This is a genomic window from Alcaligenes sp. RM2, from assembly GCF_052931795.1.
Genome location: NZ_JBRFIO010000006.1, coordinates 77,632 through 94,456, shown reverse-complemented (window position 1 = coordinate 94,456; position 16,825 = coordinate 77,632). Strand labels below are relative to the sequence as shown.

Genomic DNA, 16,825 nt, shown 5'->3' with positions numbered 1-16,825 from the left:
CCTGGGAACCCTTTGCGGTTGCTGATTGAACGGGTCTCCGGCTTGAATTTGCTGGTTTCGACCCTACTTATTTGTATCTCGAAGTTTGTTTCGGCTTTTTGTTAGGGTGAGTCGTGCCTATCTATGCGTATAAATGCAGCTCGTGCCAATACGAAAAAGATGTGCTGCAAAAAATGTCGGACCCCGTTTTGGAGGTTTGTCCAGAATGTAACCAGCCTACCTTTACCAAACAGGTAACGGCGGCCGGATTCCAGCTCAAGGGTACGGGCTGGTATGTAACGGATTTTCGTAACCAGGGTGGCAGCAAGCCCGCGGACAGTGGCGCTACGTCCACACCCGCGCCTGCGACGACACCTTCTTCCTCATCGTCCAGCTAACACCATTTCTTATGCGCCCCTTCAAGCGTTATTTCGTCACTGGCCTGCTCATCTGGGTGCCCTTGGTCATCACCGTCTGGGTGCTGACCTTGCTGATCGAAACGCTGGAGAGCGTAGTGCCGGAGTTTCTGTCTTCGCAGGCCCTGTTCGGCCTGCGGATTCCCGGCTTTAGAATTGTGCTGGTGCTGGCTGTCTTGTTTGGTACGGGTTTGCTGGCGGCCAATTACCTGGGCCGTGCCGTTGTGGATCGTTGGGAATTGCTACTTGGGCGTATTCCTTTGGTGCGTTCCATTTATAATTCCGTCAAACAAGTCAGTGATACGGTGTTGGCACCCGATGGTCAGGCGTTTCGCGAGGCCGTTCTGGTGCAGTATCCCAGGGCCGGTTCCTGGACCATTGCCTTTTTGACCGGCACGCCGGGCGGACAAGTGGCGCAGATTCTGGGAGAGGACTTTGTCAGCGTCTACGTGCCCACCACGCCCAACCCGACTTCCGGTTTTTTCCTGATGATGCCTCGGGCGGATGTACACAAGCTCGACATGACAGTGGATGCGGCGCTTAAATACATCGTATCCATGGGAGTGGTCAGCCCTACCGAGCCGATCGCTTTGCCCCCTGTTTCTGACCAGCCGGAGGGTCCCAAAGGGACACCCCCCTTGGCTGGAACCTGAATTTTCCAATTTGCAGTTTTTACTATTTCGGAGTCATCCTAGATGCGTACGTGTTATACCGGCGAGGTTTCCAAAGAATACCTGGGCCAGACGGTCAATTTGTTTGGCTGGGTACATCGTCGCCGCGACCACGGGGGTGTGATTTTCATTGATCTGCGCGACCGTGAGGGTCTGGCGCAGGTTGTCGTCAACCCTGACAACGTTCAGGCCTTTGAAGTGGCCGAACGTATCCGTAATGAGTACTGCCTGCGCATTACCGGCCGCGTTCAGGCTCGTCCTGAAGGCACGGTCAATCCTGATCTGCGTTCGGGCGAGATTGAAATCGTTTGCGACGAAATCGAAATCCTGAACGCTTCGGTCACGCCTGCTTTCCAGCTGGATGATGACAATCTGTCCGAAACCACGCGTCTGACGCACCGTGTGCTGGATTTGCGCCGTCCGCAGATGCAGAACAACCTGATGCTGCGCTACAAAGTGGCCATGCAATCCCGTCGCTACCTGGACGACCTGGGTTTCATTGATATTGAAACCCCCATGTTGACCAAGAGCACCCCTGAAGGCGCTCGCGACTACCTGGTTCCCTCGCGTGTGAACGCAGGCGAATTCTTTGCATTGCCCCAGTCGCCCCAGCTGTTCAAGCAGATGCTGATGGTGTCGGGCTTTGACCGTTACTACCAGATCACCAAGTGCTTCCGCGACGAAGACTTGCGTGCTGACCGCCAGCCTGAATTTACCCAGATCGACTGCGAAACCTCTTTCCTGAACGAAGAGCAGATTCGCGATATTTTTGAAGGCATGGTCACGCACATTTTCCGCACTGTGCAAAACGTGGAACTGCCCAAGTTCCCCACCATGAGCTGGACTGAGGCCATGCAGCGCTACGGTTCGGACAAGCCTGACCTGCGCGTCAAGCTGGAGTTCGTGGACGTGGCCGACCTGATGCGTGAAGTGGACTTCAAGGTCTTCTCCGCACCGGCCAACGACCCCTCCTGCCGCGTGGTTGCTCTGCGCATTCCTGGTGGTGGCGCCATGCCACGTAGCGAAATCGACGCATACACCAAGTTCGTCGGCATCTACGGTGCCAAGGGGCTGGCTTACATCAAGGTCAACGATGTGACCTCAATCCCTGAAGGTCTGCAGTCGCCTATCGTCAAGAACATCAATGTTGAGGTTCTGAAACAGGTGATGGAGCGCACGGGCGCCCAGAACGGCGACCTGATCTTCTTTGGTGCTGACAAGGCCAAGATCGTGAACGATGCGATTGGTGCCCTGCGTATCAAGATTGGTCACAGCGAATTCGGTAAGGCGAACGGTCTGGTTGAAGAAGGTTGGAAACCCCTGTGGGTGGTGGACTTCCCCATGTTCGAATACGACGAGGGCGAAAACCGCTACTTTGCAGCTCACCACCCCTTCACCAGCCCCAAAGACGGCCACGAAGACCTGCTGGAAACAGATCCCGGCAAGGCCTTTGCCAAGGCTTACGACATGGTGCTGAACGGTTGGGAAGTGGGTGGCGGCTCGGTCCGTATCCACCGTGCTGACGTTCAAAGCAAAGTGTTCAATGCCTTGAAGATCGGCCCTGAAGAAGCACAACTGAAGTTCGGCTTCCTGCTGGATGCGCTGCAATACGGCGCACCTCCACACGGTGGTCTGGCTATGGGTCTGGATCGTCTGGTCACCCTGATGGCCGGTGCCGATTCGATCCGTGACGTGATTGCTTTCCCCAAGACACAGCGTGCTCAGTGTCTGCTCACCCAGGCCCCATCGGCTGTGGACGAGCAGCAGCTGCGCGAGTTGCATATTCGTCTGCGGGCTGTTGAAAACAAGTAAGTCAGAACGGGGGACGGCGTGTCAGTGATTCGGGTAGTTAGCTACAACATTCACAAAGGCCGCTCGGCTTCGGGCAAACGGGAGTCTTTGGCGGATCTGCGCCTGGGACTTTACGGCCTGTCTCCCGACTTGTTGTTCTTGCAGGAAGTGCAGGGGCGTAACCAGCTGCAAGGCAGTCTGGACGCCCAGCACGAATCCCTGGCCGCTGCCTTGCGCATGAATACGGCTTACGGCTGCAACGTGGTTCGCCCTCATACGGACCACGGCAACGCCTTGCTGTCGCGCTTTCCCATTCTGCAGTACGAAAACCAGGACATTTCCGACCATCGTATGGAGCAGCGCGGTTTGCTTCATGCCGTCATTGATGTCGATGGCCGTCCGGTGCATTGCATTGTGGTGCACCTGGGATTGTTCAACAGCGGCCGAGTTCGTCAGGTTCAGGCCTTGCTCGATCGCATCAAGCGCATTGTCCCTGCGGACGAGCCCTTGCTGATTGCAGGCGACTTCAACGACTGGAATAACCGCCTGGCACCCATCTTTGTGCAGCAGCTGAATCTGTACGAGGTATTTTCGTTCTCGCCTCGTGGTCAGGCCGATAACCGTTTCCGACTGCGTCAGCCCATCAAATGGCTGCGTACCATGCGCAAAAGCGGGCTGGTCGTGCCGGATCAAGGCATTCAGCTGGGCGTGAACGGTGCCGCACGCATGACGCCACCGCCTCGTACCTTCCCCGCGGCATTTCCCTGGCTACGTCTGGATCGCGTCTACCAGCGTGGTTTTGCAGTGCGTAATGCCCGTGTACTGGTGGGAGACCCCTGGAAACAGTTGTCCGACCATGCCCCCATCCTGACCGAGCTGGAGCTGCCGTAAAGGGGCGTTCAGTGGTTTCTTAACGCATAGGCCTAGCAAGCATGCCGAGTCTGAAGCGCGATCCACTATGGCACGAAGGTAATCAAATCACCTTGCTGCAAAACGGCCAGGAGTTCTTTCCGGCCATTTGCGAAGCTATCGATCAGGCGAAAAAGCGTCTGCATCTGGAAACCTATATCTTCAACCTGGATGACAGCGGTCACAGCGTTCTGGACGCCTTGCGACGAGCCTGTGAGCGGGGTGTACGCGTACGTGTGGTGATTGATGGCTTTGGCAGTGATGTGCATGCCTTGCAGATTGCCGAACAGTTGAAGGCCATGCGTGCCCGCTACCGGATTTATCGCCCCAAACCCCAAGGGTGGCGCGAACCGCGCTTGTCCTTGCGACGTTTGCGCAGACTGCACCGGAAAATGCTGGTGGTCGATGAGCGCATTGGATTTGTGGGGGGCATCAATATTCTGGACGACTTTGATGAGGTGCCCCTGATCAATGGACAGGGCAGGCCGCGCTTTGATTTTGCTGTACGCTGCGAAGGGCCCATTGTCGACGATATGGTGCGTGCTCAGCAGGCTTTATGGCTGCGCATGGCCTGGCGCAGACGCAAGGATTGGGACAGCTTCACCCAGCGCTTTACCCTGTGGCGTGAATGGCGCAAGCGGCGTCAGGCGCGCAAGAAGGCGGAGCAGGCCGGGCAGGTTTTTGAAGGAGTACGGGCCTGCTTGCTGCTGCGGGACAATGTGCGCCATCGGCAGCAGATTGAGCAGGCGTATCTGCACTTGCTCGGCAAAGCGCAGGAGCAGGTGGTGCTGGCCAATGCCTATTTCTTTCCGGGCCGTACCTTGCGTCGCCGTATCGAACAGACGGCGGAACGAGGCGTGCGGGTGCGTTTGTTGCTGCAAGGCCATGCCGAATACTTCCTGCAATATCGGGCCTGTAGATTCATGTACGGGAAGTTGCTGGATCATGGCATCGAACTGTACGAGTACAAGGCCAGCTATTTACACGCTAAAGTCGCCGTTATCGACGATTACTCCATGGTGGGCTCGTCCAATCTGGACCCGTTCAGTCTGCTGTTGGCGCGCGAGGCTAATGTGCTGATTCAGGATGTGCCTTTCACCCAGGACCTGCAGGCCAAGCTGGAGTACGAGATCGAGCATAATGCAGCGCGCGTCTACCCGGAGCAGTATCAGCGGCTGGGTTTGTTCAGTCGACTGGGCGATTATCTGGCTTATGGCATGTTGCGCCTGGGCGTGCTGCTGACGGGTAAATCGTCCTTGTATTGATGCCTGCCAGGTGATTTGTACGGGTCTTTACCCATACAAGGTGCCGCCAGCCGGGCAGCGCCTTATAAAATACTCTCTATACTTTAAGAGTTTGGTCCCGAAGGACCGAGTTTGCCGTAACCATAATTACTTTTACCCGGAGGGTGGACCACATGAAAACACGTGCAGCTGTTGCCTGGAAAGCGGGCGCTCCGCTAACGATTGAAGAGGTCGATCTGGCAGGTCCCAAAGCGGGCGAAGTGCTGGTCGAAATCAAGGCGACGGGCATTTGCCATACCGATTACTACACCTTGTCCGGTGCTGATCCAGAAGGTTTGTTCCCAGCGATTCTGGGCCATGAAGGTGCAGGCGTGGTGCTGGATGTAGGTGCTGGCGTGACTAGCCTGCGTCCCGGCGATCACGTGATCCCTCTGTACACACCCGAGTGCCGCCAGTGCAAATCCTGCCTGTCGCGCAAGACCAACCTGTGTACCGCGATCCGTTCGACTCAGGGCAAGGGCCTGATGCCCGATGGCACCTCGCGTTTCTCCATTGGCGGCAAGCCAGTGCACCACTACATGGGCACATCGACTTTCGCTAACCACATCGTGGTGCCGGAAATTGCCTTGGCCAAGATTCGTAACGACGCACCTTTCGACAAGGTGTGCTACATCGGCTGTGGCGTGACTACCGGTTTGGGCGCTGTGCTGTTCACCGCCAAGGTGGAAGCGGGCGCTAACGTGGTGGTGTTCGGTTTGGGCGGTATTGGCCTGAACGTGATCCAGGGCGCCAAGATGGTCGGCGCTGGCAAGATCATCGGAGTGGACATCAACCCCGAGCGCGAAGCCATGGCTCGCCAGTTTGGCATGACCGATTTCGTGAACCCCAATGAGGTTGAAAACGTGGTCGACCACATTATTCAACTGACTGACGGCGGCGCGGATTACTCCTTCGAATGTATCGGCAACACCAAGGTGATGCGTCAGGCACTGGAGTGCTGCCACCGCGGCTGGGGCCAGTCCATCATTATTGGTGTGGCCGAAGCCGGTGCCGAAATCTCCACCCGACCGTTCCAGCTGGTCACAGGTCGCGAATGGAAGGGCTCTGCCTTTGGTGGCGCTCGTGGCCGTACCGACGTCCCGACCATTGTGGACTGGTACATGGATGGCAAGATCAATATCGACGATCTGATCACCCACACCTTGCCGCTGGAGCGCATCAACGAAGGCTTTGACCTGATGAATGCCGGTAAATCCATCCGTTCGGTGGTGATGTACTGATAGACGTCGCTTGAGAAGGGCGCAGGCAGTCGCCTGCACTCTTTATCCCGGTTTCAGAGCTCGTATGCTGCCCTTGGGCGTGCCACGGGCTTTGGGCCGGATCTGCAATTGAGAACACGAGGGGGCTATGACTCAGACACTGGAACTGCTCAACGAACACCGCTGTTTTAATGGTTGGCAGCGCTACTACCAACACGCTTCGCAGACAATTGGCCTGCCCATGCGTTTTTCTGTGTACATGCCGCCGCAACTACAGGCCAGCGCTCAGAAAGGGGCTGCCAGCCTGGCAGAGGCTATCGGGCAAGGCCGTGTGCCTGTGCTGTTTTTTCTGGCCGGCCTGACCTGCACGGAAGAAACCTTCATGATCAAGGCCGGTGCCCAGCGTTACGCTGCCGAGCACGGCATCATGCTGGTCACTCCTGATACCAGCCCGCGTGGTGCTGGCGTGGACGGGGAGGACGATGGCTGGGATCTGGGAACCGGTGCCGGTTTCTATCTGGATGCCACTGAGCCCGGCTGGAGCAAGAATTACCGCATGGAAAGCTATGTGACCCAGGAGCTGTTTGATCTGGTCACGACCATCTTGCCCGGCGACGCCCGCCGTGTCGGTATCTTTGGTCACTCCATGGGCGGGCACGGTGCCTTGACGCTGGCTTTGCGCCACCCTGGCAAGTACCGCTCCGTGTCGGCCTTTGCGCCCATTGCGGCGCCGACCCGCTGCCCTTGGGGCGAAAAGGCCTTTGGTGCCTATTTGGGTCAGGATCGCCAGGCTTGGGAACAACACGACGCCAGTGCCCTGATGGCCAAGACCAGTACGCCGTATCCTGCCGGTATCTTGGTGGACCAGGGCTTGAGCGATGCCTTTCTGGCCGAACAACTGTATCCGGAAGTATTCGAGCAGGCGTGCGAGCAGGCCAAACAGCCTTTGACCCTGCGCCGTCACGACGGCTATGACCACGGCTACTATTTCATCTCGACCTTCATTCAGGACCATCTGAATTTCCACGCCGAGCGACTGTGATCGCTGGATAAACAAGGTCGCACTTTGTTATTTTCAGGTGGGCGTTAAAGCGTTACTCTCAGGCAGCCACGGTTTTTTGCCTGTTTGTGGCGTCCTGCCCACCGATTTGCCGCAGTTTTCCCTCAAGTAGTGAACTTTTTCTTGCTGCGACGCTCTTATTCCTGTACTCGAAATTTTTAGCACTCCAGACCATCGAGTGCTAAACTCAATGATTGTTGAAATACGTTTTCTGCGGTTTGAGAGCCTTGTTTAGTGCTCTCGCCGGCTGACTTTTGAAGGATTTTCCATGACACAACAAGCGAACGCTTTGGCCCTGACGTCTGGTAATGAACTCGTCGCCGCCGTGTCTAATCCAGGCGCACTGGGGACGATCGAAGCGTATATTTCTGCTGTTAACCGCCTGCCCATGCTCAGCGCCGAACGCGAAACCGAGCTGGGTCAGCGCCTGCGCGACCAGGATGACCTGGATGCTGCGCGTGAACTGATTTTGTCGCACCTGCGTCTGGTGGTCTCCATTGCCCGCCAGTACCTGGGTTACGGCTTGCCGCATGCCGACCTGATTCAGGAAGGTAACGTGGGCCTGATGAAGGCCGTCAAACGCTTTGACCCCGATCGCGGTGTACGTCTGGTGTCCTTTGCCGTGCACTGGATCAAGGCCGAGATCCACGAATATGTCGTGCGCAACTGGCGCATGGTGAAAGTGGCCACCACCAAGGCCCAACGCAAACTGTTTTTCAATCTGCGCCGCATGCGTCCGGACGGTCAAACGCTGGATACGGCCCAGGTAGACGCGATTGCACGTGAACTCGATGTGCGTCCTCAGGACGTCAGCGAGATGGAAGTGCGTCTGTCCGGTCACGATATGGCCCTGGAAGCCCCGGCCAACGACGACGATGACAATTTCGCGCCTATCTCCTACCTGTCCGATGAAGGACACGAGGAACCCACACGCGTGCTGGAGCGTCGTGCCCAGGATATGCTGGAAGGCAGCGGCCTGGAAGAAGCGATCGACACGCTGGACGAGCGTTCGCAGCGCATTGTGCGCGCCCGCTGGTTGCAGGACGATGGCGGTGCCACCTTGCACGATCTGGCCGCCGAATTCGGCGTGTCGGCAGAGCGTATCCGTCAGATCGAAGTGGCGGCGTTCAAGAAGCTGCGCGTCGCCTTGGCGCCTGCGGCTTGAGTCGTTTTAAAGAGTTACAACTTTTCGGGGGAATCCGAAGAACTTAAGCTGATTTTCGCGGACTAAACAATACATTTGCTGATTTTTGCCACCTATGCAATTCGGCATTTGCGCATCCGCTTCGGCTTCTCCTCTTCCCCTCCCTTTTGAAGCGGATGTTTACGGGACACCAGCTAGGTGTCCCTTTTTTTTGTCCTGATTTTTCAGCTGTTTTGCCTGCCGAGTCAGCCCGACCCAGTAGGCAAAATCGATCAGAAGGTCAACGCGGCACGCAGCCAGACGGTGCGGCCAGGATCATTAAAGCGGCTTGCTGCGCCAAAACCAAAACCACTGTTCCCGGCCAGATTCAGGTGTTCGCCGTAAGTCTTGTCGAACACATTATCCACACCGGCAGTCAGGGACAGATTGCGGTTGATCTTGTAGCCGCCATACAGCGACAAGGTACTGAAACCACCTGTAGGCCCGAAGTCGTAACCCACCACATTCCCTTGTCCCTGCGAATAGCGATTTTGCTTGGCTACAATGCGCCAGACACCGCCGGCAGACCAGGGGCCTTGCACATAATCCGCTGTCAGGCGCAGATCGAGCGGGGGCATTTGCGGCAGGGCTCGGCCATCCGTACTGTTACGGCCCCAGGCGTAGGCCAGGCTGCCGCCCAAAGTCCAGTTGGGCGTCGCTTTCCAGTCCGCACCCAATTCGCCACCCATGATGCGGGCCTTGACGTTTCTGGCCTGGGTTTTCATGCCCATCATGCCACCGGGCAGGTAGTCGAACAGGATGTAATCCTGGATCTGGCCAATATAGGCAGAGGCCCAGGCCGAGACCGTTTCATCCTTGTACTGAGCACCAAAATCCAGCTGTGTGGTCTTTTCAGGCTGAATGCCCAGGAAGGCACTGGCGCTGCCTTGCGGGCCGCTGGCCGGGGAAATCAGCTCCCAGTAGTCCGGCATGCGCTGCACATGACCAATACCGGCGTACAGGCTCAAGGGCAGGGAATCCAGATCATGCTCGATACGCAGGAAGGCACTGGGCAGGGTTTCTCTACGGCGCTCGTTCGCACCGGGGTTGGGCTTGCTCATCATGCCACTGCCCAGGCTGGGTCGCAGGTCGCGGGCACTGGCCCAATCCAGACGTGCGCCACCAATCAAACGGCTGGCGTCGTTCAGGTCCCAACGGGCTTCGGTGAACAGACCAATATTGTCGAACTCGGCATCTTTCACCCAATCCTGATCGCGGTAGTCCTGCATGCCCATGCCACTGCGTTTGCGATGGCGGCTGCGCATCAAATCGGCACCTGTGGTCAAGGTCAGGTCCTCGCTCAAGGCCCAGTCCATGCTTAGACGGCCACCCCAGGTCAGGCGGTCCACATTGGAGGCCATAGGCATGGACATGCCTCCTCCCGGTTTGAAGGTGCGCAGCCCGTAGTTGTCCATCACGTGATCGGCGTAGTTGTAGTAGAGCTGGGCCTCTACATTGCGCAGCACGCCTTCGTGCATATCCTTCTTGAAACGCAGACCCAAGGTTTCACGCTTGAATTTTGTGCCATCCATGCCACGACCAGCATAGCGGGCATAGCCGTCGCCTGTGCCTGCACTGAGCTCCAGCAAGGTATCGGCATCCGGCGTCAGGCCAATGGCGACGTCCGTATTCCATTTCTTCCAGCGCGAGGGCACACGTTCGCCATCACCGTCCTTGTAGTCCTGAGCGCGATCTTGATTGGCAGTCAGGCGGGCATAGTAAGAGGCATTGCCAGCCGCAAAGTCCACATTGCCTGCGTGACGGCCAGCCGAACCGCCCAGAATACTGGCGTCCAGCGTGGCGTCGTTCTCGGTAAAGCCGGGCGCTTTGCGCTCGAAGCGTACCGTTCCGGCAGAAGCACCCGGGCCCCAGCGCACGCTTTGAGGGCCCTTGATGATGGTCAGTTCATCAAAGGATTGGGGCGAAATGTAGGAGGTCGGCGCATCCATGCGTGACGGGCAGGCACCGGGCATGGAGCTGCCATTGGTCAGCACATTCAGACGCGAGCCAAACATGCCGCGCAGCACCGGGTCCCCGTTGCTGCCGCCATTACGAATGGCCGCAAAGCCAGGAATGGTTTTCAAGTAGTCCGTGCCGTCGCTGGCAGGCAAGGGCAGGCGGGGCAGTTTGGGGTTGGTGCTGAACTGCAAAGGGGATTCAGGAGCCACTCCGGTCACTACGATAGGGCTGAGTTGTTCAATAACGGTGGATTGGGCCAGGGCAATAGAAGGCACGCAGGCCAGCACACCGGCGCTGATCAGGCCGGGGTTTATTAATTTCTTCATGACTAAATTCCGAAGAGCAGCCGTCGTCCAGCGGCAAACCCGCTTGGGCGATGGCAACAAAGGAGAAAAGGCGTGGCGGCAGAGCCGAACGCGGGGAATCAGGCAGGAAGAAGAGAGGGTGGGGCGCGTTGCCCCACAGGCGGGCCACGAATAAAGGCCTGCGCCAGAGCGGGGCTAAGAGGGGGAAGCAGCAAGGGCCGAAACTGGCCCAGGCTCAAAGGCGTGACGATAGCAATCGGCGCGGGCGTCAATGCGGCTTGCAGCATGACGCAGAACGGACAGGTGGCGCTGGTGGTAGCCTCGTCCGAATGGGGCGTGGCGTCCTCGCCTAACAAGGCCGCCCAGTGCTGAATCATTTCAGGGGGAAGGCTTTGTCCTGAAGGTAGACAGAAGGCCAGCGCATACCCCTGATCTGTCTGCTTGGGCATATAGCCCGCAGGGACCATGCCGCGCAGCACCACAGCCAGCAACAACAAGCACAGGCCCAGACGATGGGGCCAGTGAGTCGCAGCGAGGAAGGTGCGCGGGAAATTCATGATGCGAAAGTATAACGAGTTATGTCAGACGTGAACTTGCGCTGGCGCAGATTTTGGCTTGCCGCCGTATCACCGTCCATTTGTGTTTCTGAATGCGGGTCCATAGGCCAAAAAACGTAAATTTTGCGAGAAAAAGATAATTCGGCGGCTGTGTGTCCGGAAAAAGGCGCTATTCTGATTCATGCGGAAAGCGGGGGGATTTTCCGTGCCGATCTGGCCTGCCCATGCCTGAATGCGTATGTACATGCCGATCGACTCAATGCCGATGACAAAGGATGTCGCGATGCAGATTGGGCAGTTTGTTTTTGGGTTGGCAGGCCTGCTGGGGCTGGTTGCCTTTATGCCGCCTTTGGCTGGACGCTTGCGACTGCCGTACTCCGTACTTCTGGCCTTGATCGGCTTTGCGCTGGGCATTTTGCTACACCTGCACGCCTGGGCGCCCAAGATGGTGTCCGACTTCCTGGATACCTTGCAGGCCTTTGACATCTCCTCCGAGACCTTTCTCTACGCTTTCCTGCCCATCCTGCTGTTCGAGACTTCGCTGGCCATGAACTTGCGCCGCCTGCTCGACGATATCGGCGCCATCTTGATGATGGCCATCGTGGCCGTAGTGGTCTGTACCTTTGCCGTTGGCTACGCCTTGAACGCGGCTTCGTCTTATGGTCTGGTGGTCTGTTTGATGTTGGGCGCGATTGTGGCCACGACGGACCCTGTGGCCGTGGTGGGCATTTTCCGTGAAGTGGGCGCACCCAAACGCTTGTCTACCTTGGTGGAAGGCGAGGCTCTGTTTAACGATGCGGCTTCCATTGCCTTGTACTCCGTGCTGTTGGCAGTCCTGACGGGGGGTGGGGAATTAAGTGGCAGCAAGGTGTTGGGCAGCTTCCTGTTCAGTTTTCTGGGCGGTGGTGTCGCGGGTTTCTTGATGGGTCGTCTGGCCAGCGGCCTGTTCGTGCTCTTGCGCGGTTGGCCGGCTGCTGAAGTCACGCTGACCATTGCCTTGGCGTACCTGGCCTTTTTTGTATCCGAGCACTATCTGGGCGTCTCCGGTGTGGTCGCCACGGTCATTTCCGGCCTGGTGGTGGGCTCGACAGGCCGCACTCGCATGTCGCCTGCGACCTTCGAGCTTTTGAGCAGCTCCTGGACTCAGATGGGTTTTCTGGCCAACTCCCTGATCTTCTTGTTTGCCGCCATGCTGATTCCACGCCTGATGGCTGAAATCACCTGGATGCAGATCGGCCTGGTGGCCTTGCTGTTTGTGGTGACCTTGCTGGCACGGGCCGTTATGGTGTTTGCCGTTCTGCCCTTGCTGGGGCGCACCCGCTTTGGCACCCGAGTCAGTCGTCCCTATCGGGTGGTGATTCTGTGGGGCGGCCTGCGTGGCGCTGTTTCCCTGGCACTGGCCCTGGCGGTTACGGAACAGCACGCCATTCCGCATGATGTGCGCCAGTTCATTGGTGTGGCCACCACGGGCTTTGTGTTGCTGACCCTGTTTGTGAACGGGATCAGTTTACGCCCCTTGATTCGTCGTTTAGGCCTGAATCAGCTGACACCGCTGGAACGGCATTTGCGCGATCAGGCTGTGAGCTTGGCCTTGGAAGAGCTGCGCGACAAGACCGAAGAACTGGGTCGGCAAGAGCAGATCAAGCCACAGGTCATCGAGCGCCTGTGTACGGTGTTCGATGCCAGTCAGGCCGGTGTGGCCTCCGGCCAGATCCAAAGCCTGACCGAAGCACAGAAAGTAAAAATGGGGATGGCGATTCTGTCGGCCCGCGAGGTGGAGCTGTTTTACGAACTGCTGAAATCGCAGATTGTGGATTGGAAGACAGCCGAGTCCTTGTTGAGCCGCGCCGAACGCATGAATGATACGGTGCGTCTGGCTGGCTTGGCCGGTTTCGAGGCCGCCATTGCCAATGATTTGCGCTATTCTCGAGGTTTCCGGTCTGCTTTGCGCTTGCACTATCTGTTTGGCCTGCAAGGCTGGCTGGTGCGGGAACTGGACAAGCGTTTCTCGAACCTGATCGCCAAGCGCTCGGTGGCCCAGCGTCTGATACGCTTTGCCGAAACCGAGCTGGCTCCTTTACTGGGACAACAGGCTACGGGCACGATTGTGCAGGCTCACAAGTTGCGTCTGTCTCAACTGGAAGACGCTTTGCATTCCTTGACGCTGCAATACCCGGTGTTCGCGCAGTGGCTGCAAGAGTCCTATTTGGCGCGCGTCGCCGCTTCGCAAGAACGCGCCCACTACCGCACCATGTTGTCCCACTCTCTGATTACCAGCGAGATGTACGCTGATCTGGTCAAGCAGATCACACAACGCTGGCGTTATCTGGACGAGCGTCCCACGCTGGACATGACCATGAGCGCCATGGAACTGATTGCCCAGGTACCCATGTTCGATGGCATTTCCGAGCAAGCCAAGAAGGAGCTGGCGCGACGTTTACGCCCACGTCTGGCGCTGCCAGACCAGAAAATTCATCTTCGTTATGGTGGCATGCGTGTCATGTTCTTTGTGGCGTCCGGGGCGCTGGAGCTGACTTTGCCTGATGGTAGCCTGGTGGAACTGGGGACAGGGCAAACGATTGGTGAAGTCAATGTCGTGGAACATAGCGACCACGTTGGTGAAGTGCGCTCCCTGGGCTATAGCCGCTTGCTGATGCTGACTGAGCGTGATTTCGATACCTTGCGCGGCAAAGATCCCATCTTCAGTGAAAAGATCGAGGCCGTGGTGCGACAGCGCCAACGCGCGTATCAAGTGTGGCAGGAGTTCGAGTCCGGCCAACGCCAACATGAGGAACTGCCACCGCTGTTTGGTTTGGCTCATGCCTTGAGCGAGGCAGAAAGTTTTGTCGGCCCGCCTTTACCCCCGGACTGGGTACGACAGGCGCAGCCCCCCGAGGGACAGGCATAAAAAAAAGCGAGCCGATCACGGCTCGCTTTTTTATTGGGCGTGATCAGATCAAGCGCACCCAGTGATCCAGCAGCAATGCCCCAAACAAGACCGCCAGATAAATAATGGAAAAGCGGAACAGCTTGCGAGACAGTTCATCGCTGTAGTTGCGGTGCAGTTGGTGGGCGTATTGAATGAAGCGTGCGCCCAGCAAGATCGCCGCAGCCAGGTACAACGGCCCGCTCATGCGGATGATGAAGGGCAGCAGGCTGGAGGCCATCAGGATGTAGCTGTAGAGCAGCACATGCAGCGTCGTAAAGGTCTTGCCGTGGGTGACGGGTAGCATGGGCAGGCCGGAGCGCTGGTAGTCGTGTTGACGGTAGAGCGCCAGGGCCCAGAAGTGCGGCGGCGTCCAGATGAAGATGATCAGCACCAGCAACCAGGCCTCAGCCGGTACGGCGTTGGCAATGGCGGCCCAGCCCAAAGCAGGTGGCATGGCACCGGACAAACCGCCGATCACGATGTTTTGTGGGGTCAGGGGTTTGAGAATCACGGTATAGATCACCGCATAACCAATGAAGGTGGCCAAGGTCAGCCACATGGTCAGCGGATTCACCCAGTAATACAGCACCAGCATGCCCATGCCGCCCAACAAACCGGACATGGCCAGCACTTGCGGCGGGGTAATGGTGCCGCGTGCCGTACCGCGCCGAGCGGTGCGCAACATGCGGGCATCAATCTGGCTTTCGATCAGGCAGTTGATGGCAAAGGCGGCAGCCGCCAGCATCCATATGCCCAGCGTACCCGCGACCACGGTGCCCGGATCGGGCAGGCCGGGAGCAGCCAGAAACATGCCGATAACGGCACAGAAAACAGCCAGCTGGGTGACTCTGGGTTTAGTCAGTACCAGATACTGGCGCAGGAGCGAGGCGGGAGCCAGGGTAGCGGTGTTTGTCATACTGTATTCCTTGGGGGACAGTCGACTTGCGGGAAAGCCGTACCAACAGGGTGACGCAGCATAAAACGAGACCGGCAGCTCCCCCATTATGCAGGACGGCAATCAAAAGAGGCCATTGGAAAAAGATCGTGGTTAACCCCGTGATGAGCTGGGCCAGCAGCAGCAAAAGCACCAAAGTCGCGGGGCGACGCAAGATGGGATCGGCGCGTAATTTCCACGCAACGGAACCCAGAACCAGAAACACCAGAAAGGCCATATTGCGATGGACCCAATGGATGGCGGTCAGCGCGGCCTGGGAAATCATCTCACCGGAAGGCAGCTCGCCCAACGCGCGAAACAGCGAGAACCCGCCGTGCAGATCCATCTCCGGTATCCATTGACCGTGGCATTGCGGGAAGTCCATGCAGGCCAGCGCCGCGTAGTTGGTGCTGACCCAGCCACCCAGACCAATCTGAATCGTCAGCAGGATAAAGGCCCCGATCAGCCAGGGTCGCCAACGGCGGGTTACAGGTGAGACTGGCGGTCCTGGGTTTTCGCGCACGGCCAGCCAGGTCATCAAGGCCAGTACGCTCATGCCACCCAGCAAGTGAGTGGTGACAATAATGGGCATCAGCTTGTGAGTGACGGTCCAGGCACCAAAGGCCCCTTGCACGCACACAGCCAGTAAGGTGAAAGCCGCCAGCCTGGCCGAATGCCCCAGCGTATGGCGATGCCGCCATGCCATCCAGACAATGGCAATGATCAGCATGCCCAAAGCCGCGCCCACGTAGCGGTGGATCATTTCAATCCAGGCCTTGCCCCAACTGACCGGGCCATAGGGCATGGCTTGATAGGCTTGTTCGATATGTGCGCCCGCGCCCAGCGGCGTGAGCTTGCCATAGCAACCGGGCCAGTCCGGGCAACCCAGGCCCGAATCTGTCAGACGCACAAACGCGCCGAACATGATCAGGTCCAGGGTCAGGAACCAAGTCAGGTAAACCAGCTTGCGGTAGCGTTGGCGGATATCGGCCATGAGCTTATCCGATGCGTGAATTGTTCAGCAGTTTGCGAATGTCGGTGCGAACCTTGAGCGGGTCGGCATCGTCGGGGAACAGCATCATCAAATTGCCATTGGGGTCGATGATCCACATGCCATTTTTGACAGCTTGTTCAGGGGCCTTGCCAGTGGCTTCAGGGGCCAGGAATTCGGCCAGCTGGCGCGGATCGGCGCGCAGCATATGCGTACCTTGATAGGCCTCCAGAATTTGCTCGGTTGGCTGGCCCTGGTCAGTCACAAACCAGACGCGTGCCAGGCGTTCCACGTTCTTGCCTTGGCTGGCGTGGGAGTTGCGCAGAATGAACAGCTTGCGCACGCAGCTTTCGGGGCAGGCGCTTTCATCGGCACTGACCAGCACCCAGCGGCCTCGCAGCGATTGCAGATCAAAGGCCTCGCCTTGCAGATTGCGCAGGGGCAGTGCGGCAGGTTCAGGCACGCTGCGTTGAGGCTGAATCAACTGGCCGTAGGCATTGCTCTCGTCTGGCCGCAGTCCCAGTGATGGCATGTAGTAGGCAGCCAGTGCAAACAGTACCGGCGCCAGACTGATCGCCAGCAGCAGATACAGCGGAGTCATGGAACGCGGGCGGGTAGGGGGTTGAGTCGTGTCCACG

The 16,825-nt window shown here is 58.0% G+C and carries 14 protein-coding genes; 9 read left to right on the top strand and 5 right to left on the bottom strand.

From position 1 onward, the window contains the following. Positions 1–173 precede the first annotated feature (173 nt). The 8 genes from ACU6HM_RS17050 to rpoH all read left to right on the top strand — a co-directional run bounded on the left by ACU6HM_RS17050 (position 174) and on the right by rpoH (position 8,494). Positions 174–377 carry an FmdB family zinc ribbon protein gene (locus ACU6HM_RS17050; RefSeq protein WP_371478382.1) on the top strand — a complete coding sequence of 68 codons (204 nt, stop codon included), beginning with the start codon at positions 174–176 and terminating at the stop codon, positions 375–377. Positions 378–388: 11 nt separating this feature from the next. Continuing rightward, a complete protein-coding gene (locus ACU6HM_RS17045; protein ID WP_009457462.1) occupies positions 389–1,048 on the top strand; it encodes a DUF502 domain-containing protein in 660 nt (219 codons plus the stop codon). 42 nt (positions 1,049–1,090) lie between these two features. Beyond that, positions 1,091–2,878: an aspartate--tRNA ligase gene (gene aspS / locus ACU6HM_RS17040; protein WP_009457464.1), complete on the top strand. Its 1,788-nt coding sequence runs from the start codon at positions 1,091–1,093 to the stop codon at positions 2,876–2,878. Positions 2,879–2,896: 18 nt separating this feature from the next. Then, positions 2,897–3,748 (top strand): endonuclease/exonuclease/phosphatase family protein, encoded by an 852-nt coding sequence (locus ACU6HM_RS17035; RefSeq protein WP_009457467.1) that lies wholly within the window; start codon positions 2,897–2,899, stop codon positions 3,746–3,748. A 41-nt stretch (positions 3,749–3,789) separates the two neighbouring features. Beyond that, positions 3,790–5,031 (top strand): cardiolipin synthase ClsB, encoded by a 1,242-nt coding sequence (gene clsB, locus ACU6HM_RS17030; protein ID WP_035269720.1) that lies wholly within the window; start codon positions 3,790–3,792, stop codon positions 5,029–5,031. Between the two features lie 152 nt (positions 5,032–5,183). Continuing rightward, a complete protein-coding gene (locus ACU6HM_RS17025) occupies positions 5,184–6,290 on the top strand; it encodes an S-(hydroxymethyl)glutathione dehydrogenase/class III alcohol dehydrogenase (protein WP_022983664.1) in 1,107 nt (368 codons plus the stop codon). A gap of 127 nt (positions 6,291–6,417) precedes the next feature. After that, positions 6,418–7,311 (top strand): S-formylglutathione hydrolase, encoded by an 894-nt coding sequence (fghA, locus tag ACU6HM_RS17020; protein ID WP_009457471.1) that lies wholly within the window; start codon positions 6,418–6,420, stop codon positions 7,309–7,311. Positions 7,312–7,597: 286 nt separating this feature from the next. After that, positions 7,598–8,494, top strand: coding sequence for an RNA polymerase sigma factor RpoH (rpoH, locus tag ACU6HM_RS17015; protein ID WP_009457472.1), 897 nt, complete (start codon positions 7,598–7,600; stop codon positions 8,492–8,494). 251 nt (positions 8,495–8,745) lie between these two features. On the opposite strand, the gene ACU6HM_RS17010 is transcribed toward rpoH, so the two are convergent. Next, entirely contained in the window at positions 8,746–10,797 is a 2,052-nt protein-coding gene (locus tag ACU6HM_RS17010) for a TonB-dependent copper receptor (RefSeq protein ID WP_009457474.1), read from the bottom strand. Positions 10,798–10,895: 98 nt separating this feature from the next. Then, a complete protein-coding gene (locus tag ACU6HM_RS17005) occupies positions 10,896–11,333 on the bottom strand; it encodes a DUF2946 family protein (protein ID WP_446764112.1) in 438 nt (145 codons plus the stop codon). A 283-nt stretch (positions 11,334–11,616) separates the two neighbouring features. On the opposite strand from ACU6HM_RS17005, the gene ACU6HM_RS17000 reads away from it, so the two are divergent. After that, positions 11,617–14,241 carry a cation:proton antiporter gene (locus tag ACU6HM_RS17000; protein ID WP_022983663.1) on the top strand — a complete coding sequence of 875 codons (2,625 nt, stop codon included), beginning with the start codon at positions 11,617–11,619 and terminating at the stop codon, positions 14,239–14,241. 43 nt (positions 14,242–14,284) lie between these two features. On the opposite strand, the gene cyoE is transcribed toward ACU6HM_RS17000, so the two are convergent. The 3 genes from cyoE to ACU6HM_RS16985 are packed head-to-tail and all read right to left on the bottom strand — an operon-like array spanning position 14,285 to position 16,824. Then, a complete protein-coding gene (gene cyoE, locus ACU6HM_RS16995; RefSeq protein WP_022983662.1) occupies positions 14,285–15,178 on the bottom strand; it encodes a heme o synthase in 894 nt (297 codons plus the stop codon). Then, a complete protein-coding gene (locus ACU6HM_RS16990; protein ID WP_022983661.1) occupies positions 15,117–16,190 on the bottom strand; it encodes a COX15/CtaA family protein in 1,074 nt (357 codons plus the stop codon). Before ACU6HM_RS16990 ends, cyoE begins: the two co-directional genes overlap by 62 nt. Positions 16,191–16,194: 4 nt before the next feature. Further along, positions 16,195–16,824 carry an SCO family protein gene (locus ACU6HM_RS16985; RefSeq protein WP_254500194.1) on the bottom strand — a complete coding sequence of 210 codons (630 nt, stop codon included), beginning with the start codon at positions 16,822–16,824 and terminating at the stop codon, positions 16,195–16,197. Position 16,825 lies beyond the last annotated feature (1 nt).

Excerpts from the sequence above, each read along its gene's own strand:
- ACU6HM_RS17050 (WP_371478382.1), top strand. The coding sequence starts at position 174 with ATGTCGGACCCCGTTTTGGAGGTTTGTCCAGAATGTAACCAGCCTACC.
- ACU6HM_RS17005 (WP_446764112.1), bottom strand. The coding sequence starts at position 11,333 with ATGAATTTCCCGCGCACCTTCCTCGCTGCGACTCACTGGCCCCATCGT.
- fghA (WP_009457471.1), top strand. The coding sequence starts at position 6,418 with ATGACTCAGACACTGGAACTGCTCAACGAACACCGCTGTTTTAATGGT.
- ACU6HM_RS17045 (WP_009457462.1), top strand. The coding sequence starts at position 389 with ATGCGCCCCTTCAAGCGTTATTTCGTCACTGGCCTGCTCATCTGGGTG.
- cyoE (WP_022983662.1), bottom strand. The coding sequence starts at position 15,178 with ATGACAAACACCGCTACCCTGGCTCCCGCCTCGCTCCTGCGCCAGTAT.
- ACU6HM_RS17000 (WP_022983663.1), top strand. The coding sequence starts at position 11,617 with ATGCAGATTGGGCAGTTTGTTTTTGGGTTGGCAGGCCTGCTGGGGCTG.
- ACU6HM_RS16990 (WP_022983661.1), bottom strand. The coding sequence starts at position 16,190 with ATGGCCGATATCCGCCAACGCTACCGCAAGCTGGTTTACCTGACTTGG.
- ACU6HM_RS17025 (WP_022983664.1), top strand. The coding sequence starts at position 5,184 with ATGAAAACACGTGCAGCTGTTGCCTGGAAAGCGGGCGCTCCGCTAACG.
- rpoH (WP_009457472.1), top strand. The coding sequence starts at position 7,598 with ATGACACAACAAGCGAACGCTTTGGCCCTGACGTCTGGTAATGAACTC.
- clsB (WP_035269720.1), top strand. The coding sequence starts at position 3,790 with ATGCCGAGTCTGAAGCGCGATCCACTATGGCACGAAGGTAATCAAATC.
- aspS (WP_009457464.1), top strand. The coding sequence starts at position 1,091 with ATGCGTACGTGTTATACCGGCGAGGTTTCCAAAGAATACCTGGGCCAG.
- ACU6HM_RS17010 (WP_009457474.1), bottom strand. The coding sequence starts at position 10,797 with ATGAAGAAATTAATAAACCCCGGCCTGATCAGCGCCGGTGTGCTGGCC.